Source organism: Citrobacter gillenii (assembly GCF_013337685.1).
Lineage (GTDB): Bacteria > Pseudomonadota > Gammaproteobacteria > Enterobacterales > Enterobacteriaceae > Citrobacter > Citrobacter gillenii.
Genome location: NZ_SUQN01000009.1, coordinates 1 through 22,386, shown reverse-complemented (window position 1 = coordinate 22,386; position 22,386 = coordinate 1). Strand labels below are relative to the sequence as shown.

The following is a 22,386-nucleotide window of genomic DNA, read 5'->3' as shown; positions in this document are numbered from 1 at the left end:
CCAACGAAGAGGCAGATTGAAGGACGAAATGTAATACGGTATTTGCGCCTGCACCGGTTTCCGTTCTGCCCTTGTGCCATGGTCGCTCTATTCATTCCCTGACACGAGGTAGTTATGACTGATGTAGTTGTCTCCAAGTTTGGCGGTACCAGCGTCGCGGATTTCGACGCCATGAACCGCAGCGCTGATGTGGTGCTTTCCGATGCTAACGTCCGTTTAGTGGTGCTTTCCGCTTCAGCGGGTATTACTAACCTGTTGGTCGCTTTGGCTGAAGGACTGGAGGCAACTGAACGCTTCGAGAAACTCGACGCTATTCGTCAGATCCAGTTCGATATTCTGGAGCGTTTGCGTTATCCAAACGTGATACGCGAAGAGATCGAACGTCTGCTGGAAAATATCACCACGCTGGCGGAAGCGGCTTCGCTGGCGACCTCAACCGCGCTGACTGACGAACTGGTCAGCCACGGTGAACTGATGTCCACCCTGCTGTTTGTCGAAATCCTGCGCGAGCGTAACGTTCAGGCGCAGTGGTTTGACGTGCGTAAAGTGATGCGTACCAACGATCGTTTTGGTCGCGCAGAACCGGATGTCGTGGCGCTGGCTGAACTGGCCACGTTGCAGCTGGCACCGCGCCTTGAAGAAGGTCTGGTGATCACCCAGGGCTTTATCGGCAGCGAAAGCAAAGGCCGCACTACCACACTGGGGCGCGGCGGCAGCGACTATACCGCCGCCTTGCTGGCAGAAGCCCTGCACGCCGCACGCGTCGATATCTGGACCGATGTACCGGGCATTTACACGACCGACCCGCGCGTGGTGCCAGCCGCAAAACGCATTGATGAAATTGCCTTTGAAGAGGCCGCAGAACTGGCGACCTTCGGCGCAAAAGTCCTGCACCCGGCAACGCTGCTCCCTGCCGTGCGTAGCGATATTCCGGTGTTTGTCGGCTCCAGCAAAGACCCCAAAGCGGGTGGCACGCTGGTGTGTAATAAAACCGAGAATCCACCGCTATTTCGTGCCCTGGCGCTGCGTCGCAAGCAAACGCTGCTGACGCTGCATAGCCTGAATATGCTGCATTCTCGCGGGTTTTTAGCGGAAGTGTTCGGCATCCTGGCGCGCCACAATATCTCGGTGGATTTGATAACAACCTCAGAAGTCAGCGTCGCACTGACGCTGGATACCACCGGTTCAACGTCCACCGGCGATACACTGCTCACGCAATCCCTGCTGATGGAGCTGTCCGCGCTGTGCCGGGTCGAGGTAGAAGAAGGTCTGGCATTGGTCGCCCTGATCGGGAACGACCTGTCTAAAGCCTGCGGCGTGGGAAAAGAGGTGTTCGGCGTGCTGGAACCGTTCAACATCCGCATGATTTGCTACGGCGCATCCAGCCATAATCTGTGCTTCCTGGTGCCGGGCAGCGAAGCCGAGCAGGTCGTACAGAAACTGCATCATAATTTGTTTGAGTAATACCAGCCGGATGGCGGATGCGGCGAAACGCCTTATCGGGCCTACGGTGAATTCGTAGGCCCGATAAGCGGCAATACCATCGGGCAACACAGTCATGACATCACTGTCTCATATAACAGTCGGTCCAGTTCCCTGACATCGCCTTCCCGGCTATCCGGTAACACCGGTGGCGTTTCGCCTCGCGCCAGCTCCTCGCGGATAAACGCATGCAGCAGTGGGCGACGCAGTCCATATTCCGCTTCCCCTGCCCGCTGTTTGCGCTCCAGCAGGTCATCTATCTCCTGACGCAGCGGCGCATCCAGCTCGCTCCCCACCAGCAGTTCGGCAAAGCGCATAGGTGGCACGCCTTTTCCCGCTTCGACCCAACGCACGGCCAGCAACGGACGCAGCACGTAGAAGTATTTTTTTAGTCGCACTTCATTGCCTTGCAGATAGCCACGGAAGTTTTTTCGCGCCATCGAATAATAGTGCCAGCGGGCACGCACAGGCGAAAACCATTTTGGCACCAGCGCTTTCAACGCAGACACCGTCGCGTCATCCTGCTGATAAACCACCGGCGAATCCAGCCACTCGATAAGCGTCGGGTTAGCCCCTTTCAGCAGACCCAGCGCTTTTCGCCACTCCCAGCCACACACGTCCAGTTCATCGTCTATGGGCAGTTCAATAACATCACGCGGCGCTTCCACCCGCAGATACCATTCTGGCGGATGAACGTATAGAAATCGCACGTCGTAATCACTGTCCGGGGAAGCGAATCCCCAGCCACGGCTGCCGGATTCACAGGCGTATAGCACCTTCACGCCATAGCGCTGTTCCACCTTTTTTAGCTGGCGCACTACCCGTTCACGCATCGCGGCGTTCACTCCGTTATTGCTCATTTTACTTATCCTTTTATATTCACCAGACCGTGAAGAACCTGGTCCAGACCGCCAAATACCGAGATTTTATCGATACGCTCCGCCACTCTCTCGAGGGTTTCCAGCTCTTTTAAACGCAGCGCCACCGGGTTGTTTTCCATCACTTTCGCTGTGTTCAACAACGAGCGCGTGGCGGCCGTTTCTTCACGTCGACGAATGACGTTGGCCTGCGCCGATTTTTCGGCCTCCACCAGCTGCGACAGGATGGTTTTCATATCGCCGGGCAGCACGATATCCTTCACGCCCAGCGAAGCGACCTCAATGCCAAACGGCGTCATGCGGTTTTTCACCTGCGTGCTTACCACGTCGTCAATCACCTGCTTATCTTCCAGCAGTTCGTCCAGCGTTCGGGTACCAACCGCCTCGCGCAGCGCAAACTGCAGCTCACGGTACAAGTGTTCCAGAGGTTTTGTCAGTTGGCCAAACGCCTGTAACACACCGCTGTAGCGCCAGTTCGCCGCCAGATTCAGACGCAGGTTAACCTTATCTTTGGTCAGAATCTCCTGCCCGCCGACCTCCAGTACCTGCAAGCGGGTATCAACGACTTCCGCTTCCACCAGATGATTCACCTTCCAGTACGCACTCAGCCCCGGCGGCAACAGCGCCTGCGTCTCACCATCAATTTTCAGCACACCGACGTGCCAGGCCGGAACCTGCACCGTTAAGATCGCGTCACGACCTTTTACTGCACAGCTACGGCGTGGCTGTAACACGGCATTCATCACGTCCGTTGGGACCTGAACCTGACGCGTATCCATGCGTACCAACGTTAACGCCTCCTCGGCTCGCCAGTACAGACGACGGGTTGAAGGCGGTAAAATTTCCTGCAAGACGCCGTTCACATACAGCGCACCGGCTTCGGTATCGGTTAAATCTGCCGCCACACAGTACTGTTCCACCCACGCAGGCTGGAAGCGACGCAGGTACTCCGCCAACGCCTCAGGAACATCACTGCCATCGGCATTTACCACCAGAACATCCGGTGTGTTAAACCACGGCAAACGGTGTTCACCTGCATTCAGCACCTTGTAGTAGTCACCCTGGCGGGATAACAGACCAAGCTGGCCTTTACGAATAGTGATTTTCTTCATCATTTTTTATTCCTTATTGTGAGTCAGGCGCGGGTGCAGGGGCGAAGCGGCAGGGGAATTCCCTTTTGCCTGTCGCACGGCGTCATTACCGGCAGCCTGTTTTGGGCGGTGCTGACTGCGCACGAACCCGTTTTATTTCTATGATTAACAACCAGTTTTCATTTGGAGGATGAAATTGGGAATCGAACCCACTTGGTGGTCATCGGCTGACGGAACACCCCGGGAAAACAGCCTGTGCCGTTCCTGACGTGCCGGCGGGGTTTAACCCCCTGCGTTTTCAGCGTTGTTGACGTATCAGGTATTGCCAGAAGCGTGCCAGAAAGAAAAATCATCAAATTTATTTTTTATTGCTTTGATTAATATAGTTTTTATTTTTAACACTCAGATTAATGATTGCCGTTGCGCAGAGATTTTTTTATCTTCCAATATCGATATTTATCTTTATGGATAAAGCATGAAAAAGCGGCGGGTGGTGATTGGCGTTCTGGGCACGGTGCTGGATAAGCGCGGTAAACGGGCGAATCGGTTTAAGAAATGGCGCCCTACGGTTGGACTGTGCCAGCAGGCTGATTTCCCCATCGACAGACTGGAACTGCTCCACCAGCCGCGCGACGAAAGCATGGCACAGCGGCTGATTGAAGATGTCGCCCTGCTCTCTCCTCATACCGAGGTGCGCCCGCATGCGGTGACCATTAACGACCCGTGGGATTTTGAGGAGGTTTACGCCGCGTTCCTCGACTTCGCCACCCACTACACATTTGATACTGAAAACGAAGAGTATCTGGTGCATATCACCACCGGCACACACGTGGCGCAGATTTGTTGGTTCCTGCTGACGGAGGCGCGCTATCTGCCGGCCAGCCTTTTGCAATCCAGCCCGGCACCGCGAGGTTCATCTGATGAGGTCGTCGCCGCAGGCGTCTGCTCGGTTATCGATCTCGATTTAAGCCGCTATACCACGCTAACCAGCCGCTTTCAGCGTGAGCAGCAGCAATCGGTCTCCTTCCTGAAAGCCGGTATTGAGACCCGTAATGCCACGTTTAATACGCTCATCGACCGTATTGAGCGCGTGGCGCTGCGCTCGACCGATCCGATTCTACTGACAGGTCCCACCGGTGCGGGGAAATCGTTCCTCGCCAAACGGATTTTTCAGCTACGCCAGTCACGCCATCTGGTGGCCGGTAAACTGGTAGCGGTTAACTGCGCCACCCTGCGCGGTGACAACGCAATGTCGACATTATTCGGACACGTCAAAGGCGCGTTTACCGGCGCACTTACGCCACGCACAGGTCTGTTGCGCGAGGCTGACGGTGGGGTGTTATTTCTCGATGAGATTGCCGAACTGGGGCTGGACGAGCAGGCTATGCTGCTGAAAGCGATTGAAGAAAAAACCTTTTTTCCGTTTGGTGGCGACAAAGAGGTGCACAGCGATTTCCAGTTGATTGCCGGGACGCATCGCGATATGCAGCAGTGGGTGGCAAAAGGTCGTTTTCGCGAAGATCTCTACGCGCGCATCAATATGTGGCGCTTTGCCCTGCCCGGTCTGGCGCAGCGGCGGGAAGATATCGCACCCAACGTGGAGTATGAGCTCCAGCGCTTTTCCAGCCTCAAACAGGCGCAGACTCGCTTTGATAAAGAAGCGCGCGAGCGCTATCTGGCTTTCGCCTGTTCACCAAAGGCGCTATGGCGCGGCAACTTTCGCGAGCTGAGTTCATCCGTTGCACGCATGGCGACGCTGGCCGAACAGGGGCGCATCACGCTCGCGCTGGTCGAAGAGGAGATCGCGTTATTGCAGGAAAGCTGGCAGCTCACCGATTCACAGCCGGAATTCGATCTGGACATTGACCTGTTTGATAAGCGTCAGTTAGAAACGGTGATCGACGTCTGCCGACGCAGCGCATCGTTGTCTGAAGCGGGCCGCGAGCTGTTTGCCGTTTCCAGACTGAAGAAAGCCAATCCTAACGACGCCGACCGCCTGCGCAAATATCTGGCCCGTTTTGGGCTGAGCTGGGAAAACGTCCGTAGCCAATCATTAAATTAAAAAAAAGTACCGGGTGACGCATGCTTACCCGGTCTGGATGCTATCAGCCAGCCCAGGATTACCGTACACTGGGTTAATCGGCAAACTGAGGGCAACCGTATGGCACTCCCCCGCATTACCCAAAAAGAGATGACCGAGCGCGAACAGCGCGAACTGAAAACGCTGCTCGACCGCGCGCGTATTGCACACGGTCGACTGCTAACCAACGCGGAAACCAACAGCATTAAGAAAGAGTACATCGATAAGCTGATGCTACAGCGCGAAGCTGAGGCTAAAAAAGCCCGCCAGTTGAAGAAAAAGCAGGCTTATAAACCGGATGCGGAATCCTCGTTTTCCTGGTCAGCGAATACGCCAACGCGCGGCAGACGTTAACGCCCTTTCTTCTTACGCCCCGGCTGAACAAAACGTTTACCGTTGGATGCCGGGCGCGCTTTCTCTTTCTCAGCAGCTTTTTCGATTTTCACCACCGGGCGCTTAATGCCTGCAGTTTTTGGCTTCGCTTTCGGCTTCGGTTTCGCTTCCGAGGAAGAGTTTTCAATCAGCTTGAACAGATCGATCAGCTCATCATCGGTCAGGTCACGCCATTCACCCAGCGGCAAACCAGACAAGCCGATGTTCATGATCCGCGTACGTTCAAGTTTTACCACTTCATAGCCAAAGTGTTCGCACATCCGACGGATCTGACGGTTCAGGCCCTGCACCAGGGTGATACGGAAGACAAACGGAGCCTCTTTCCTGACCTTACATTTCTTGGTGACGGTACCGAGAATGGGGACGCCCGCCCCCATGCCACGAATAAAGTCATCGGTTACGGGTTTATCGACCGTCACCAGATACTCTTTCTCATGATCGTTACCGGCACGCAGGATTTTATTCACCAGGTCGCCGTGGTTAGTGAGAAAGATCAGCCCTTGGGAATCTTTGTCCAGACGACCAATCGGGAACACGCGCTTACTGTGGTTAACAAAATCAACGATGTTATCGCGCTCACCATCTTCAGTGGTGCTGACAATACCGACCGGTTTGTTCAGCGCGATAAAAACCAGATCTTCCGCTTCACGCGGCTCAATCAACCGACCGTTCACTTTCACGACGTCGCCAGGCATCACCTGATCGCCAATGGTGGCGCGTTTGCCATTCAGGAAGACATTCCCTTGTTCGATAAAGCGATCCGCTTCGCGACGCGAGCAGATTCCGCTTTCACTGATGTATTTGTTTAATCGGATGGATGAGTCGGGCAGCATAATTTCTCCTGTATACACTTCATCCTTCAAGCTGTTTCTGCGTTGGCTGCTCTCACTCCCCCAGGTCACATAGCAATCTATGCTCCCAGGGATTCGCTCCCTTGCCGCCTTGATACAGCTTGAATGATCTTGTGTATTAAAAGCGAAATATACCCTACCTTGCGGGGGATAAAAATAATCGTGAACGCCAGTCCCGACACTATTTGCGATCTGTCACGCCTTTCAACATAATCAGCCCCGTCATGGCGCTCTAATAACCGTTAAGCAGGAAATCAATTGCATCTCGAAGTTCAGCCCTGTTTGCGGTCAGGTCTCCCACACAGTTACCCATATTTTTCAAAGGGATGCCTGTCATCATGTGCGTCATCACCACATAGGCTTGCCCACCAATACTAACAACAGGACAAATTTTAGCTGGAGGTACTTCGTCAGGGAACTGACTGAGCGCTATAACGGGTGCAACCAGTACATGCCGCAAAACAGCGGCCACCGGATGCTGTAAGCTAATTAAAAACGGATAAACACCTTTTCCACTTCCAGTGTTCTCATAAGCGCAATACTGCTCCATCAGAATGTCCTTTGAAAATCACTGAACGAACCGTTTTCTTCCACCCATTGATTTAATACTTCTATCGATTTTTTATTATCCCGCAACCATTCTTCGCGTCTGTTCTCACGAAATTTTTCGATTAGGGCTTCGGTTAAAACAGCTGACAGATTGATTTTAAGCTTACGTGCCTCTTCCAGTATCTCTGGAGCCAGAGAGACATTAACTGATTTTTTTACCTTAGATACAGTGCGCATGATAACCCCTATAGTAATGCGCATGACATACCTAAGGTTAGCGTAATAAGCGAGCATTATCTATTCCCCGACCAGCAAATCATCATGTCACAGTAGGGTGGTTGCACAGACCTGTCACGCCCCGAAGAAAAAGTCTGCGAGGCGCTTTCCTGTTTCCTCCAACCCAGGTATGCCCGCATCACAAACTTACTTAATATCCACTCTCAACTTGTCAATTCAGAATGTAGTTTATAAAATACATGGAACGTACTCATGGAAATTCTTCAGACAATGGTTTTCCAGCGTTGGGAGCAAAACCTACGGGACAGGAGAGCTAAAACGCTCATTGCTACACGCCTTTTTCGTTTGGCTAATGGTTTAGCTGGTGATGTCAAACCTGTTGGAGAAGGCATCAGCGAAATGCGCATTTCCTACGGTCCTGGTTACAGGATTTACTTTAAACAGCAAGGCTGCCACATCATCATTTTGTTATGTGGGGGCGATAAAAGCTCACAAGCCAACGATATCACTATGGCAAAAATGCTCGCCCGTTCACTGGATTATCAAGAGATCCGCCACCATGAATAAACTTACTCGGTACGATCCCGCAACTGCGCTGGTTGATGATGAAGAAATTGCCGTATTTATGGCGGATGCCCTCGAAACAGGCGATGCAGCGTACATTGCAAAAGCCCTGGGCGTGGTGGCTCGCGCTAAGGGAATGGCGAACATCGCGGCAGAAACGGGATTATCCCGCGAACAACTTTATCGCTCTTTTAGTGAGAAAGGTAACCCAACGCTGAAAACTACGCTTGCAGTGATGAAGGCGCTCGGTATTGAATTGACACTTAAAAAATAGCCCCTGCTTCTATCTCCCCCCTTCCAACATCGTGAGCCATATCAGTGAGGCGTTATACTGACGGTGGTAACATGACCGCGGTTTGTAATTTTTTGATTACATGGAGAAATGATGGAACTGCTTTTATTGAGTAACTCGACGCTGCCGGGCAAAGCCTGGATGGAACACGCGCTACCGCTGATTGCTGAGCAACTGAACGGTCGCCGTACTGCGGTGTTTATCCCGTTTGCTGGCGTGACGCAAACCTGGGATGAGTACACGGCGAAAACGGCCGCCGTCTTTGCTCCCATGGGCGTCGACGTCACGGGTATTCATACCGTTGCCGATCCGGTGGCGGCAATTGAAAATGCAGACGTGGTGATTGTCGGTGGTGGTAACACCTTCCAGTTGCTGAAAGAGAGTCGCGAACGCGGGCTGCTGGCGCCGATTGTTGACGTGGTCAAACGCGGCGCGCTGTACATTGGCTGGAGTGCAGGTTCCAACCTCGCCTGCCCAACCATCCGTACCACTAACGACATGCCGATTGTCGATCCAAAAGGCTTTGATGCCCTGGGCCTGTTCCCACTGCAGATTAACCCGCACTTCACCAACGCGTTGCCGGAAGGCCACAAAGGCGAAACGCGTGAACAGCGTATTCGCGAGCTGCTGGTGGTTGCGCCAGAGCTGACGGTAATTGGTCTGCCAGAAGGCAACTGGATCAAGGTGAGCGATGGTCAGGCGGTTCTTGGCGGTCCGAACACCACATATATCTTTAAAGCGGGTGAAGACGCGGTTGCCGTTGAAGCAGGCCACTGCTTTTAGTGGATTTGTTGTCTGATGCCGGATGGCGGCTGCGCCTTATCCGGCCTACAAGATTGACGACAAAATTGACGGTTATCCGTAGGCCCGGTAAGCGTAAGCGCCACCGGGCAACATTTCACCTGTCCCCGTTAGTAATCATCCCGTTCGTCGTCTTCGTCCGGTTGCTCCAGCACGCTGTAGGCAACGGAGCAAAATAACGAGTTCAGACGCTGCATGTCGCCTAACAGCGCGAGGTGCAGGGAACTGGTTTCGATGCTCTGCACGTTTTGCTGATGCAGGCGATCGACGTGTGCGTGCGAATAACGACGGTTAAGAATACGAAAACGGTGTTTGCTGCGACGCAGTCGACGGGCGCTGGTCACGTCACCAGAGAAGAACACTGACATCGCCAGCTTCAGGTTGTTGAGCAGCTGATCGTAGAGCGCATCCAGCTCTTTCAGACCTTCCAGAGAAAAGGCCCGGCGCGCGACCAGCGACTTATCGGCAATCTCGCTCCCCATGCGTTCGACGATATCGGAAGCCTGCTCCAGGTTGAGCGACATCTCGATAATCTCCGCCCAGCGCTTTGACTCCTCTTCCGCCAGCTCATCTTTTGGCATCCGCGCCAGGTAAAGTTTGATCGCGGTGTACAGCACGTTGATATCGTCGGCCATCCTGCGCAGCTCTTTTTCCTCGCGCGGCTCACCGTGCATCACCCGCTTCAGCCCTTCCATCATCTGCTCCATGGCGTCACCAATACGCAGGGCTTCGCGAGCCGCATTCGCCAGTGCGAGCGTAGGGGTATCGAGTGCGCTGACGTCCAGATGCTTGGGCTTCAGATGGCCGTCCAATTCCGGCTCATCGCGGATAATACGTTTGCAAAAGCGCGCCATCGGCTCGGCGAACGGCACCATCGCCACGCAGCGCACCAGGTTGTAGAAGACGTGGAAGTAGATAACCAGTTCGGATTTTGGCAGCGGCAGTTCATCCATCAGATTCGCCAGCGGATGCACAAACGGCAGAATAATCAGGCTGCCCACCAGCTTAAACAACAGGCTGCCGAGCGCCACGCGGCGGGCGGCAGCGTTGGCGGCACTGTTATTGAGCATCGCCAGCAGGCCGGAGCCGAGGTTCGCACCAATCACTAGACACAGCGCTACCGGGAACGAAATAATACCCGCGGCTGTCAGCGTTGCCGTCAGCAGGACCGCCGCCAGGCTGGAGTAACTGATAATCGCGAACATGGCGCCAATCAGCGCATCGAGCATGATATCGCCGGTAAGCGAGGCAAAAATGACCTGCACCCCGTTGGCCTGAGTGATCGGCGTGACCGCCTGCACAATCAGCTCCAGCGCCAGTAAAATGAGCCCCAGCCCGATGCCTACGCGCCCCAGTTGCCCAACGCGGGACTGCTTACGTCCGAGGAAGAAAACAACGCCAATGAAAATCAGCAGCGGCGACAGCCACGAGAGGTCAAAGGTCAGGATACGCGCCATCAGCGCGGTCCCGACGTCAGCACCAAGCACAATAACCAGCGCAGGCGTCAGCGCCACCAGATCCTGGGCGACAAACGACGTCACCAGCATGGTGGTGGCGTTACTGCTTTGCACCAGAGCAGTAACGCCAATGCCCGCGCAAAAGGCGAGCGGCTTCTTTTCAACGCTACGGCTGAGCACGGTACGCAGGCGTGCGCCAAAGACGCGCATCACGCCGGTACGCACGATATGGGTACCCCAAACCAGCATCGCCACGGCAGAAAGCAGGTGTAACAGAGTTAGCACGGAATCAGGTTCTCCTTATCGTTATATGCTCCTGAGGCTCATGACACCAACGCGCACAAGTTCCCTTCAGTATAAGGGTTTAAACGTAATAAAGAGACAGGGCACTCATTGAGCGCCCTGTTTGTTGTAAAGAAAGATAACAGTTTTGTGAATCAGTCGGCGTCGTAGCCTAAGTTAGGCGCTAACCAGCGCTCAACTTCTGCCACGCTCATGCCTTTACGGAAGGCATAATCTTCAACCTGATCGCGTTGAATTTGTGCGACGGCGTAGTACTTGCTGTCAGGATGACTGAAGTACCAACCGGAAACCGATGCACCAGGCCACATGGCAAAAGATTCAGTGAGTTTCATACCGGTGTGCGTTTCTACATCCAGCAGTTCCCAGATGGTCGCCTTCTCGGTGTGCTCAGGGCACGCCGGATAGCCCGGAGCCGGACGAATACCTTGATAGTTCTCGCGGATCAGTTCGTCATTGCTGAGGTTCTCGTTCGCCGCATATCCCCAGTAAACTTTACGCACCCGTTCATGCAGATATTCAGCGAAGGCTTCCGCCAGACGATCGGCAATCGCTTTCACCATGATTTTATTGTAATCATCATGCTGTGCGTCGAACGCGTCAGCCAGCGTGTCTTCTTCCAGGCCGCCGGTGACGGCGAAAGCGCCAATGTAATCCGCTTTGCCGGAGGTTTTCGGTGCCACAAAGTCAGACAGGCAGTAGTTAGCAAAACCAACCTTCTCCGTCTGCTGACGCAGATGGTGGCTGACGGTCAGGACGTGCGTCCGCGTTTCATCCCGGTAGATCTCAATGTCATCACCTACGCGGTTAGCCGGGAACAGGCCAACGACACCACGCGGGTTCAGGGTTTTCTCGGCGCTCAATTTATCCAACATGTCGTTGGCATCTTTGAACAGGCGTTTAGCCTCTTCACCCACCACCTCATCTTCCAGAATGCGCGGATATTTCCCGGCCAGTGACCAGGTCATAAAGAACGGTGTCCAGTCGATGTAGTTGCGCAGCGTTTCAATGCTGGCTTCAACTTCCTGCACGCCCAGGCGGTGCGCCACCGGCGGGGTATAGTTTTCCCAGTCGAAGGCCAGGTCGTTATCACGCGCGGCCTCCAGCGTCACCGGCGGGGTACGCGGTTTTTTACGCGCATGTTGAATACGCACAGTTTCGTACTCTTTACGCGTGCGGGCGACAAAATCATCGTGCTGGGTATCAGATAACAACGCAGCCACCACGCCGACGGTGCGCGAGGCGTTCTGCACATAGACCGTCGGGCCGCTGTAGTTCTGCTCGATTTTCACCGCCGTGTGCGCTTTTGAGGTGGTCGCGCCGCCAATCAGCAGCGGAATAGTAAAGCCCTGGCGCTCCATCTCTTTCGCCACGTTAACCATTTCGTCCAGCGACGGGGTGATCAGCCCGGAAAGACCAATCAGGTCAGCATTCACTTCGCGTGCGGTGCGCAGGATTTTCTCTGCCGGCACCATCACGCCAAGATCGATAATTTCGTAGTTGTTACACTGCAGCACCACACCAACGATGTTTTTACCGATGTCGTGCACGTCGCCCTTGACGGTGGCGATCACCATCTTGCCGTTGCTGGAGCCTTTCTCTTTGCTGGCTTCAATGTACGGTTCAAGGTAGGCCACCGCCTGCTTCATCACGCGAGCAGACTTCACCACCTGCGGCAGGAACATTTTACCGTCGCTGAACAGGTCACCAACCACGTTCATGCCGTCCATCAGCGGCCCTTCGATAACCTCAATCGGGCGCGCAGCCTGCTGACGGGCTTCTTCGGTATCCTGCTCGATAAACTCGGTAATGCCTTTCACCAGCGAGTATTCCAGGCGTTTTTTCACGTCCCAGCTGCGCCATTCTGCCAGTTGCGTATTGGCCGTTTCATCAGTTTTGCTGCCGCGATATTTCTCTGCCAGCTCCAGCAGGCGTTCGGTACCGTCATCGCGGCGGTTGAGGATCACGTCTTCAACCGCATCGCGCAGTTCAGCAGGCAGATCGTCATAAATCGCCAGCTGACCAGCGTTCACAATGCCCATGTCCATGCCATTGCGAATGGCGTAGTACAGGAACACTGCGTGGATCGCTTCACGCACCGGGTCATTGCCACGGAACGAGAACGACACGTTGGAGACACCACCGGAGATTAGCGCATGCGGTAGTTCGCGTTTGATGTCTTCACAGGCACCGATAAAGTCCTGCGCGTAGTTGTTGTGCTCTTCGATGCCGGTCGCGACGGCAAAGATGTTCGGGTCAAAGATAATGTCTTCCGGCGGGAAGCCCACTTCTTCGGTGAGAATTTTGTACGCCCGGCGGCAAATCTCAATTTTACGCGCGCGGGTGTCGGCCTGGCCCTGTTCATCAAAGGCCATTACCACCACGGCAGCACCGTAGCGACGGACCAGTTTGGCATGGTGGATAAACGGCTCAACGCCCTCTTTCATCGAGATGGAGTTAACGATGCCCTTACCCTGAATGCACTTCAGCCCTTTTTCAATGACGTCCCATTTCGAGGAGTCGATCATGATCGGTACGCGAGCAATATCCGGTTCACCGGCGATCAGGTTGAGGAAACGCACCATCGCCGCCTCGGCGTCAAGCATCCCCTCATCCATGTTGATATCGATAATCTGCGCGCCGCTTTCCACCTGTTGGCGGGCAACATCCAGCGCTTCGCTGTATTTTTCTTCTTTAATCAGTCGCTTAAATTTGGCAGAGCCGGTGACGTTAGTACGTTCACCGACGTTAACAAACAGGCTGTCATCACCAATGTTCAGCGGCTCAAGGCCTGAAAGACGGCAGGCAACCGGCAGTTCCGGCAGTTGACGCGGCGGTAAACCTTCAACCGCACGGCTCATGGCGGCAATATGTTCCGGCGTGGTGCCGCAGCAGCCGCCGACGATGTTCAGGAAACCCGCTTCAGCCCATTCGCGGATTTGCTTCGCCATGGTGTCAGCGTCGAGATCGTATTCGCCGAAGGCATTTGGCAAACCGGCGTTCGGGTGCGCGGTGACATAGCAGTCGGCAATCCGCGACAGTTCCTGTACGTACTGGCGCAGCTCGTCCGGGCCTAACGCACAGTTGAGGCCGAAGGTCAGCGCGTCAGCATGGCGCAGTGCGTTATAGAAGGCTTCGGTGGTCTGCCCGGAGAGCGTACGCCCGGAAGCGTCGGTGATGGTGCCGGAGATCATAATCGGCAGCTCAACGCCCAGGGCTTCAAATTCGGTTTTTACCGCAAAAATAGCGGCTTTGGCATTAAGCGTGTCAAAAACGGTTTCGATCAGGATCAGGTCGCTACCGCCTTCCACCAGCGCTTTAGTGGATTCACGATACGCGGCCACCAGCTGATCAAAAGTAATATTGCGGTAGGCGGGATCGTTGACGTCCGGTGAGATAGACGCGGTGCGGTTAGTCGGACCGAGAACACCCGCGACATAGCGCGGTTTATCCGGCGTACGCGCTGTCCATTCGTCGGCGCAGGCGCGCGCCAGTTTTGCCGCGGTGAAGTTGATTTCCGCCGACAGGGATTCCATCTGGTAATCCGCCATGGCGATAGTCGTCGAGTTGAAGGTGTTGGTTTCAATGATATCCGCGCCCGCTTCAAAGTAGGCATGATGAATCGCGGTGATAACCTCCGGCTTGCTCAGCACCAACAGGTCGTTGTTGCCTTTCAGATCGCTCGGCCAGTCGGCAAAGCGTTGGCCGCGGAAATCGTCTTCACTCAAACGATAACCCTGGATCATGGTGCCCATACCGCCGTCCAGCACCAGAATACGTTCTTTTAACTGCTGACGTAATTGTTCAACTTTGCTGCTCACACTCACTCCCGACAACGCTCAACCAGACCGAAAAAAGGCCAACAAAGCATACTGGCATAAACCAGTGAGGTGGAAAAGCAAACAACGACCAACATGAGACATGTTCAGCTTCACTCATCCGATCAGTACAGGAACTCTTGCATTATAATTGAATAAAACGAAAATGATTTCCACGATACAGAAAAGGAGTCTGCCATGGTTGCCACTGTCCCCGCGAAACGCGGTAGAAAACCCGCCGCCACAACTACGCCTGCAACCGGGCAGGTTCAGTCTTTGACCCGAGGTCTGAAGCTGCTGGAATGGATTGCGGAATCTAACGGCAGCGTAGCGCTGACCGAGCTGGCGCAGCAGGCCGGTCTGCCCAATTCCACCACGCACCGTTTATTGACCACCATGCAGCAGCAGGGTTTTGTGCGTCAGGTGGGTGACTTAGGACACTGGGCCGTGGGCGCCCATGCGTTTATCGTCGGCAGTAGCTTCCTGCAAAGCCGCAACCTGCTGGCGATCGTCCACCCGATACTGCGCAAGCTGATGGAAGATTCCGGTGAAACAGTGAACCTGGCGGTGTTGGATCACAGCGACCATCAGGCGATTATCATTGATCAGGTACAGTGCACACAGCTGATGAGAATGTCTGCCCCTATCGGTGGCAAACTGCCGATGCACGCCTCTGGCGCGGGGAAAGCGTTCCTGGCGCAACTCAGCGAAGAACAAGTTACCAGCCTGCTGCACCGCAAAGGCCTGCACGCGTATACCCACGCCACGCTTGTCTCGCCGGTGCATCTGAAAGAAGATCTCGCCCAGACCCGTAAGCGCGGTTATTCGTTTGATGATGAAGAACATGCGCTGGGCCTGCGCTGTGTGGCGTCATGCATTTACGACGAACATCGCGAACCGTTCGCCGCCATTTCGATCTCCGGCCCGATCTCCCGCATTACCGACGACCGCGTCACCGAGTTCGGTGCGATGGCAATCAAAGCGGCCAAAGAGGTCACACTGGCATACGGTGGGATTCGGTAAGATGGGACTGCCGGGTGGCAGCTACGCCTGGCCCGGCCTGCTATCCAAGGTTGGGATGATTTGTAGGTCTGATAAGCGCAGCGCCATCAGGCACGGCGCACATTGCCGGATGGTGGCGCAAAGGCCTTATCCGGCCTACGGTCGGTTTCATAACGCACGCTAAACCGCTGGCGGCGCCGATAGGCGTAAACGTCTTCCACGTGCCCTTCACGGATCCGCGTTTGCAGACCTCGCCAGTAGTCGGCGCAGAACAAATCGGCATGCATCTCTTCAAATAACGGTCCAATACGCGGATCGGCGCACAGCCAGTGACGAAATTCTTCCGGAAATACATCTCCCGGCGAGACGCTGTACCACGGTTCGCTGGCCAGCTCATCCTCCGGGTAACGCGCGGGCGGGATATGGCGGAAATTCACCTCTGTCATGTAGCAAATTTCATCATAGTCGTAGAACACCACCCGCCCGTGTCGGGTCACGCCGAAGTTTTTAAACAGCATGTCACCCGGGAAAATATTGGCGGCAGCCAGTTGGCGAATAGCGTTACCATATTCTTCTATCGCATCCCGCAGCTGCTGGCCTTCGACCTGCTCCAGCCAGATATTTAGCGGCACCATCCGCCGTTCGATATACAGATGACGAATCACGACCTGTTCGCCGAGATCGGTCATTTTTTCGGGTACTTCCTGCTGCAACAACGCCATCAGCGCCGGGGAAATTTGTCGTTTATCCAGCACAAAATTTTCGAATTCCTGGGTATCGGCCATGCGTCCAACGCGATCGTGCTCTTTGACCAGTTGGTAACAGGCGCGGACGTGGGCCGCAGACATCTCTTTTTGCGGCGCAAATTTGTCTTTAATAATTTTGAAGACCCGATCGAATCCAGGCAGAGTAAACACCAGCATCACCATGCCGCGTATTCCCGGCGCTTCGATAAACTGTTCATCGCAGTCGGCCAGATACAGCAGATATTCACGGTAGCTTTCGGTTTTCGCATGCTTCTGACAGCCAATCGCCATATACAGCTCGGCGGTAGTTTTACCGGGCAGGATCTCACGCAGCCACTCGACCAGTGCCGCAGGCAACGGCGCGTAGACCATAAAGTAAGAGCGGGCAAAACCAAACACAATGCTGGCTTCCGCCGTAGTCGTCAGACAAGTGTCGACAAACAATTCGCCTTCGTCAGTGCGGTGAATAGGCAGTAAAAACGGCAGCGTGACCTCTGGTGTGATCAGTTTTCCCACCAGCCAGGCGGCCTTATTGCGATAAAACAATTCGTTCGCCACCTGCAAATGGCAGCGCGCCAGCACCGCTTCACCAACAATTTCCGTCAGGTGCTCGATGATGTAGCGAATATCACGCTGTTTATTCTGCCATGGCAGACGAAGGGGGAGATCGCTGAGCACGCGCGTGAGCAGCCCTTCCCAGCCTGAATCAGGGAAAAAGTCTTTCGCCAGCGGGCGCGGGATAGTACGAAATCGACGTTCTGACTGAGAGCTGAAAATAAACAACCGCTCGGGCGTCAGCGAGCGGTGATCAAATAACCGGCAGTACACGGAGTTAAAAAAGCTCTCGGCAATCTCAAAGCGCGGATAGTCCGGCAGCAACTGGGTGTAATGCTCTTTTACACGCAGTAAAAATGCCGCATCGGTACTTTTGCCGTCGGTAATGCAGCGCAACTGTTCCACTACCAGACCAACGTGATGATCGTAGAGATGGATACGGCTTTTCATCGCCTGCTGCACAGCATGCCAGTCAGCGTGTTCAAAACGCTGCTGCGCGCCGGACGTCACTTCCAGAAACCGGCCATACTGCGCATCAAAACCTTGCAGGATGGTTTGGGCAATCAGCAATTCCAGGCCACGCGACATCTTTTGCCCTCATTCAGAATCGAATAATGCCGGATGGCGCATTCGCGTATCCGGCCTACACAGAACTGTAGGCCCGGTAAGCATTACGCCACCGGGCATCAGGTCGATCAGAACTGTGATTCTTCAGTAGACCCGGTCAGCGCAGTAACGGATGACGCGCCCCCCTGAATGATGGTCGTCACTTTGTCGAAATAACCGGTACCCACTTCCTGCTGGTGGGATACGAAGGTGTAGCCATCTTTCGCCGCCGCAAATTCTGGCTGCTGAACTTTCTCAACGTAGTGGCGCATACCTTCGCCCTGTGCATAGGAACGCGCGAGGTCAAACATGTTGAACCACATACTGTGGATACCCGCCAGGGTAATGAACTGATATTTATAACCCATATCGGACAGCTGTTGCTGGAAGCTGGCAATGGTTTTGTCATCCAGGTTCTTCTGCCAGTTAAACGACGGCGAACAGTTGTAGGCCAGCAGTTTGCCCGGATATTTAGCATGGATAGCATCGGCAAAGCGGCGCGCCAGTTCGAGATCCGGTGTGGAGGTTTCGCACCACACCAGGTCAGCATACGGGGCGTAGGCCAGTCCGCGACTGATCGCCTGCTCAATACCCGCATGGGTACGGTAGAACCCTTCGCTGGTGCGCTCGCCGGTAATGAACTCGCTGTCGTAAGGGTCGCAGTCAGAGGTAATCAAATCCGCTGCGTCAGCATCGGTACGGGCAATAACCAGCGTCGGGACGCCCATCACGTCTGCCGCCAGACGGGCCGCCACCAGTTTCTGGATAGCTTCCTGAGTCGGTACCAGCACCTTGCCGCCCATGTGACCGCATTTTTTCACCGAGGCGAGCTGATCTTCGAAGTGAACCGCCGCTGCACCGGCTTCAATCATCGACTTCATCAATTCAAACGCGTTCAGGACACCGCCAAAACCGGCTTCGGCATCGGCAACGATCGGCAGGAAGTAATCCACATAGCGCGGATCGGTTGGCTCAATGCCGGTTGACCATTGGATCTGATCCGCCCGACGGAAGGTGTTGTTGATCCGATCCACCACGGCGGGCACAGAGTTAGCCGGGTATAGCGATTGATCCGGGTACATGCTGGAGGCCAGGTTGGCGTCTGCCGCCACCTGCCACCCGGAAAGGTAGACCGCTTCAATACCGGCTTTCGCCTGTTGCAGCGCCTGACCACCAGTCAGTGCACCGAGGCTGTTGATATAACCTTTCTTCGATCCGCCGTGCAGCAAACGCCACATTTTCGCTGCGCCAAGCTGCGCCAGCGTACATTCCGGGTTGACCGAGCCACGTAACTTCACCACTTCCTCCGCGCTGTACGGGCGGGTAATGCCTTCCCAGCGTGGTTGTGTCCATTCTTTCTGTAAGTCTTCGATTTGTTGGGTACGGGTTTTCATGTGCAGATGCTCCATATTATTCTCCTGGCTTCCCAGGCGTTATTGGTGAAGGCAGTTTGGTCACGGCCAGCGCGCAAAAACCGGAGCGTACTTATAGTACGTGAGGATTTTGAGCACTGCCCGGGGCTAAAATGGCGAACAAAATAGCCTGGGCTGTTAAGCCAGTAAGCGGTAGCCTGGCAAGGTAAGGAAGTCGATCAGTTCGTCAGAGGTGGTGATTTGCTCCATCAGGCGTGCGGCGTCATCAAAGCGCCCGCTGCTGTAGCGGTGTTCACCCAGCTCGTCCTGAATCACCCGCATTTCTTCGGCCAGCATCTGACGGAACAGCGGTTTGGTCACCGGCTTACCGTTGCTGAGGGTTTTCTGATGGTGGATCCACTGCCAGATGGAGGTACGGGAGATTTCGGCAGTTGCCGCATCTTCCATCAGGCCATAAATCGGTACGCAACCGTTGCCAGAGATCCACGCTTCGATGTACTGCACGGCAACGCGAATATTGGCGCGCATGCCTTCTTCAGTACGTTCCCCTTCGCACGGAGCCAGCAGTTGTTCTGCAGTAATCGGCGCATCCTCTTCTCGGGTGACAAACAGCTGATTTTTGTTGTTGCCCAGCACATCGTTGAAAATCGCCATTGCGGTATCTGCCAGTCCAGGGTGAGCAACCCAGGTCCCGTCATGACCGTTATTGGCTTCCAGCGCTTTATCCGCTTTAACTTTTGCCAGCACCTGATTGTTGCGCTCAGCGTCTTTGCTGGGGATAAACGCCGCCATACCGCCCATCGCAAAAGCACCGCGTTTATGACAGGTTTTAATCAGCAGACGCGAGTAGGCGCTGAGGAACGGCTTATCCATCGTTACCACCTGACGATCGGGCAGAACACGATCCGGGTGATTCTTGAGGGTTTTGATGTAGCTGAAAATGTAATCCCAACGACCGCAGTTGAGGCCGACAATATGGTCACGCAGCGCGTGCAGGATCTCATCCATCTGGAAAACGGCTGGCAGTGTTTCGATCAGCAACGTGGCTTTTATCGTGCCGCGTGGCAGATTAAATCTGTCTTCTGTATAACTGAAGACTTCACTCCACCAGGCCGCTTCTTGCCAGGCCTGCGTTTTCGGCAAATAGAAGTAAGGACCACTGCCTTTAGCCAGCAAGGCTTTGTAGTTGTGGAAGAAATAGAGGGCAAAGTCGAACAGACTGCCGGGAATCGCTTCCTCACGCCAGGTGACGTGTTTTTCCGGCAGATGCAAGCCACGTACGCGACAAACCAATAACGCCGGATCGGGCTTCAGCTGGTATATCTTGCCAGCTTCGTTGGTGTAACTGATGGTACCGTTCACCGCATCGCGCAGGTTGATTTGCCCGTCGATCACTTTACTCCACTCGGGAGCCAGTGAATCCTCAAAGTCAGCCATAAAGACTCTAACGTTGGCGTTGAGCGCGTTAATCACCATCTTGCGTTCAACGGGTCCGGTGATTTCCACGCGACGATCCTGTAAATCATCAGGAATACCGCGAATCTTCCAGTCACCTTCACGAATGGAAGCTGTTTCCGAAATAAAATCAGGCAACTTACCGTCATCAATATCCTGCTGCTGCTGAATACGCGCGGCGAGAAGTTTATTGCGTTTTGGCGTAAATCGAGTCACCAATTCGGTCAGGAATTCCACCGCCTCTGCGGTCAAAATCTGCTGTTCCTGCTCGCCATGCGGCCTGGTAAAAACCAGCTCATCGGTTGTTGTTGCCTGTTGATTCATTGCGTAGTTCCTCGTCATTGATCCAAACACATCCCCAATGCGAACGAAGGATCGTTGTGCGGTTTTCGTTCAGCACAACTAAGACTACCCATTTAAATTTCAAAATCAAAAACAATTTCCATTTTTAATTTAATTATCAATTAACTTATTGATAACAATCATAATAAAAATTAATCACACCGTGAGGTGCGTTTCGGAAATAAAAAAAGCACCCGAAGGTGCCTGATTCAACATGCTGAAACGCTTAAGAATCGTTTGCTACAGAAGATTAATCCAGCGTTGGATTCATGTGGCGCAGATCGTATGGCGTGATCTGGTAGACGTAATAGTTGAGCCAGTTAATAAACAGCAAATTGCCATGGCTACGCCAGCTTGCCCGAGGTTTGTTTTGTGGGTCATCTTGCGGGAAATAGTTGTACGGAACGTCCGGGGTCAACCCCGCTTCGGCGTCACGAAAATATTCACCGGCCAGCGTATCGGCGTCATATTCCGGATGACCCGTCACGAACGCAATACGTTTATCTTTACTGGCAAACAGGTAGGCATCGCCCTCTTCCGTCTCGGCAAAAATCTCAAGATCGGTGTAATCCCTGATCAACGCAGCAGGGAAATCAGCATAGCGTGAGTGCGGTGCAAGGAAGGCATCATCAAAACCACGTGTCAGCAGGGCATGGGGATGAAGGATGTGGTGTTCGTATACACCTGAAAGCTTGTCGTTGCGGGTTTGCTTGGGGATGCCATAAAGGATATTCAGTGCGGCCTGCACCGCCCAACAGACAAACAATGTTGATGTGACGTGGTCTTTCGCCCACTCCAGTACCTGTTTGATCTGCGGCCAGTAGGCCACATCGTTAAACTCAACCAGGCCTAACGGTGCCCCGGTGACGATCAGTCCATCAAAGTTCTGATCGCAAATATCCTCGAAATTACAGTAAAAGTTATTCAGATGCTCCGTCGGCGTATTGCGCGACTCGCGGGCATCAATGCGTAATAGCTGAACGTCTACCTGCAGCGGTGAGTTCGACAATAACCGGAGAAACTGGTTTTCCGTTTCGATCTTCTTCGGCATCAGGTTGAGGATAAGCACCTTCAGAGGACGAATTTCCTGACCGGATGCGCGGGATGTCGTCATGACAAAGACGTTTTCCTCACGCAAGAAATTGACGGCGGGTAGCTCGTCCAGCACGCGAATTGGCATAACCTGATAACCTCACAACATACGTTTAAACGTTTAGACATCCAGATAGCTGACAATAACCAGGAATCGTGTGAATGTCGAGCCTGCATGCTCAAGGTGAGAAAGTTTCACGACTCACTCGCTGTAGAATAGTGCAGTAAGAGTCAAAAGGAGAATGCTTAGTCGTTCACGGGCAGGATAAAGGACATTTTACGCGGACAGAAGAGAGGCTTTCGCTGGACAGATAAAGCGCTGACGCGGCTATCCACCCGCTTTCACATACAACAGACGCAAAAAAGCCCATCCGTCAGGATGGGCTTCTTCACTTGTTTGATGCCTGGCAGTTTATGGCGGC

At 54.1% G+C, this 22,386-nt stretch carries 18 protein-coding genes; 7 read left to right on the top strand and 11 right to left on the bottom strand.

The features are described from left to right. Positions 1 to 114: 114 nt before the first annotated feature. Positions 115 to 1,464, top strand: coding sequence for a lysine-sensitive aspartokinase 3 (gene lysC / locus FCH32_RS20275; RefSeq protein ID WP_174361429.1), 1,350 nt, complete (start codon positions 115 to 117; stop codon positions 1,462 to 1,464). Between the two features lie 92 nt (positions 1,465 to 1,556). Here lysC and FCH32_RS20270 read toward each other — a convergent pair whose 3' ends face one another. Beyond that, positions 1,557 to 2,342, bottom strand: coding sequence for a nucleotidyltransferase domain-containing protein (locus FCH32_RS20270; RefSeq protein WP_174361428.1), 786 nt, complete (start codon positions 2,340 to 2,342; stop codon positions 1,557 to 1,559). Between the two features lie 5 nt (positions 2,343 to 2,347). Beyond that, entirely contained in the window at positions 2,348 to 3,475 is a 1,128-nt protein-coding gene (locus FCH32_RS20265) for a slipin family protein (protein WP_174361427.1), read from the bottom strand. A 451-nt stretch (positions 3,476 to 3,926) separates the two neighbouring features. Between FCH32_RS20265 and rtcR the strand changes: the two genes are divergently transcribed. After that, entirely contained in the window at positions 3,927 to 5,513 is a 1,587-nt protein-coding gene (gene rtcR, locus FCH32_RS20260) for an RNA repair transcriptional activator RtcR (RefSeq protein WP_174361426.1), read from the top strand. A gap of 99 nt (positions 5,514 to 5,612) precedes the next feature. Further along, positions 5,613 to 5,885 (top strand): YjbD family protein, encoded by a 273-nt coding sequence (locus FCH32_RS20255; RefSeq protein ID WP_096758747.1) that lies wholly within the window; start codon positions 5,613 to 5,615, stop codon positions 5,883 to 5,885. Here FCH32_RS20255 and rluF read toward each other — a convergent pair. From rluF to FCH32_RS20240, 3 genes are all read right to left on the bottom strand, one after another. Further along, a complete protein-coding gene (rluF, locus tag FCH32_RS20250) occupies positions 5,882 to 6,757 on the bottom strand; it encodes a 23S rRNA pseudouridine(2604) synthase RluF (RefSeq protein WP_096758748.1) in 876 nt (291 codons plus the stop codon). The two genes, FCH32_RS20255 and rluF, sit on opposite strands and share 4 nt — an antisense overlap. Before the next feature lie 250 nt (positions 6,758 to 7,007). Then, the gene (locus FCH32_RS20245; protein ID WP_174361425.1) at positions 7,008 to 7,325 is read right to left on the bottom strand and encodes a CcdB family protein; all 318 of its coding nucleotides are present in this window, start codon (positions 7,323 to 7,325) and stop codon (positions 7,008 to 7,010) included. Beyond that, positions 7,325 to 7,618: a type II toxin-antitoxin system CcdA family antitoxin gene (locus FCH32_RS20240; RefSeq protein WP_174361424.1), complete on the bottom strand. Its 294-nt coding sequence runs from the start codon at positions 7,616 to 7,618 to the stop codon at positions 7,325 to 7,327. Before FCH32_RS20240 ends, FCH32_RS20245 begins: the two co-directional genes overlap by 1 nt. 195 nt (positions 7,619 to 7,813) lie before the next feature. Between FCH32_RS20240 and FCH32_RS20235 the strand changes: the two genes are divergently transcribed. The 3 genes from FCH32_RS20235 (at position 7,814) to pepE (ending at position 9,200) form a co-directional block, all read left to right on the top strand. Beyond that, a complete protein-coding gene (locus FCH32_RS20235) occupies positions 7,814 to 8,128 on the top strand; it encodes a type II toxin-antitoxin system RelE/ParE family toxin (protein WP_135912739.1) in 315 nt (104 codons plus the stop codon). Beyond that, positions 8,121 to 8,399: an addiction module antidote protein gene (locus FCH32_RS20230; protein ID WP_115259723.1), complete on the top strand. Its 279-nt coding sequence runs from the start codon at positions 8,121 to 8,123 to the stop codon at positions 8,397 to 8,399. Before FCH32_RS20235 ends, FCH32_RS20230 begins: the two co-directional genes overlap by 8 nt. A 111-nt stretch (positions 8,400 to 8,510) precedes the next feature. After that, positions 8,511 to 9,200, top strand: coding sequence for a dipeptidase PepE (gene pepE, locus FCH32_RS20225; RefSeq protein WP_115259724.1), 690 nt, complete (start codon positions 8,511 to 8,513; stop codon positions 9,198 to 9,200). 128 nt (positions 9,201 to 9,328) lie between these two features. Here pepE and FCH32_RS20220 read toward each other — a convergent pair whose 3' ends face one another. Together FCH32_RS20220 and metH are read right to left on the bottom strand one after the other, a co-directional pair. Further along, positions 9,329 to 10,960, bottom strand: a complete 1,632-nt coding sequence (locus FCH32_RS20220; protein ID WP_174361423.1) for a sodium-dependent inorganic phosphate transporter — start codon at positions 10,958 to 10,960, stop codon at positions 9,329 to 9,331. Between the two features lie 152 nt (positions 10,961 to 11,112). After that, a complete protein-coding gene (gene metH / locus FCH32_RS20215) occupies positions 11,113 to 14,796 on the bottom strand; it encodes a methionine synthase (RefSeq protein ID WP_096758757.1) in 3,684 nt (1,227 codons plus the stop codon). Positions 14,797 to 14,991: 195 nt separating this feature from the next. On the opposite strand from metH, the gene iclR reads away from it, so the two are divergent. After that, positions 14,992 to 15,816 (top strand): glyoxylate bypass operon transcriptional repressor IclR, encoded by an 825-nt coding sequence (gene iclR / locus FCH32_RS20210; RefSeq protein ID WP_096758758.1) that lies wholly within the window; start codon positions 14,992 to 14,994, stop codon positions 15,814 to 15,816. Positions 15,817 to 15,902: 86 nt separating this feature from the next. On the opposite strand, the gene aceK is transcribed toward iclR, so the two are convergent. From aceK to metA, 4 genes are all read right to left on the bottom strand, one after another. Continuing rightward, positions 15,903 to 17,684, bottom strand: coding sequence for a bifunctional isocitrate dehydrogenase kinase/phosphatase (gene aceK, locus FCH32_RS20205; RefSeq protein WP_117343625.1), 1,782 nt, complete (start codon positions 17,682 to 17,684; stop codon positions 15,903 to 15,905). A gap of 107 nt (positions 17,685 to 17,791) precedes the next feature. Beyond that, positions 17,792 to 19,096, bottom strand: coding sequence for an isocitrate lyase (gene aceA / locus FCH32_RS20200; protein ID WP_096759483.1), 1,305 nt, complete (start codon positions 19,094 to 19,096; stop codon positions 17,792 to 17,794). 156 nt (positions 19,097 to 19,252) lie between these two features. Then, entirely contained in the window at positions 19,253 to 20,854 is a 1,602-nt protein-coding gene (gene aceB, locus FCH32_RS20195; RefSeq protein WP_174361422.1) for a malate synthase A, read from the bottom strand. Between the two features lie 268 nt (positions 20,855 to 21,122). Next, complete coding sequence (gene metA / locus FCH32_RS20190) at positions 21,123 to 22,052, bottom strand: homoserine O-acetyltransferase MetA (RefSeq protein WP_096758761.1); 930 nt, start codon at positions 22,050 to 22,052, stop codon at positions 21,123 to 21,125. Positions 22,053 to 22,386 lie beyond the last annotated feature (334 nt).

Bases quoted from the DNA above. Each gene is read 5' to 3' on its own strand.
- lysC (WP_174361429.1), top strand. From the start codon at position 115: ATGACTGATGTAGTTGTCTCCAAGTTTGGCGGTACCAGCGTCGCGGAT.
- FCH32_RS20270 (WP_174361428.1), bottom strand. From the start codon at position 2,342: ATGAGCAATAACGGAGTGAACGCCGCGATGCGTGAACGGGTAGTGCGC.
- FCH32_RS20265 (WP_174361427.1), bottom strand. From the start codon at position 3,475: ATGATGAAGAAAATCACTATTCGTAAAGGCCAGCTTGGTCTGTTATCC.
- rtcR (WP_174361426.1), top strand. From the start codon at position 3,927: ATGAAAAAGCGGCGGGTGGTGATTGGCGTTCTGGGCACGGTGCTGGAT.
- FCH32_RS20255 (WP_096758747.1), top strand. From the start codon at position 5,613: ATGGCACTCCCCCGCATTACCCAAAAAGAGATGACCGAGCGCGAACAG.
- rluF (WP_096758748.1), bottom strand. From the start codon at position 6,757: ATGCTGCCCGACTCATCCATCCGATTAAACAAATACATCAGTGAAAGC.
- FCH32_RS20245 (WP_174361425.1), bottom strand. From the start codon at position 7,325: ATGGAGCAGTATTGCGCTTATGAGAACACTGGAAGTGGAAAAGGTGTT.
- FCH32_RS20240 (WP_174361424.1), bottom strand. From the start codon at position 7,618: ATGCTCGCTTATTACGCTAACCTTAGGTATGTCATGCGCATTACTATA.
- FCH32_RS20235 (WP_135912739.1), top strand. From the start codon at position 7,814: ATGGAAATTCTTCAGACAATGGTTTTCCAGCGTTGGGAGCAAAACCTA.
- FCH32_RS20230 (WP_115259723.1), top strand. From the start codon at position 8,121: ATGAATAAACTTACTCGGTACGATCCCGCAACTGCGCTGGTTGATGAT.
- pepE (WP_115259724.1), top strand. From the start codon at position 8,511: ATGGAACTGCTTTTATTGAGTAACTCGACGCTGCCGGGCAAAGCCTGG.
- iclR (WP_096758758.1), top strand. From the start codon at position 14,992: ATGGTTGCCACTGTCCCCGCGAAACGCGGTAGAAAACCCGCCGCCACA.
- aceK (WP_117343625.1), bottom strand. From the start codon at position 17,684: ATGTCGCGTGGCCTGGAATTGCTGATTGCCCAAACCATCCTGCAAGGT.
- aceA (WP_096759483.1), bottom strand. From the start codon at position 19,096: ATGAAAACCCGTACCCAACAAATCGAAGACTTACAGAAAGAATGGACA.
- aceB (WP_174361422.1), bottom strand. From the start codon at position 20,854: ATGAATCAACAGGCAACAACAACCGATGAGCTGGTTTTTACCAGGCCG.
- metA (WP_096758761.1), bottom strand. From the start codon at position 22,052: ATGCCAATTCGCGTGCTGGACGAGCTACCCGCCGTCAATTTCTTGCGT.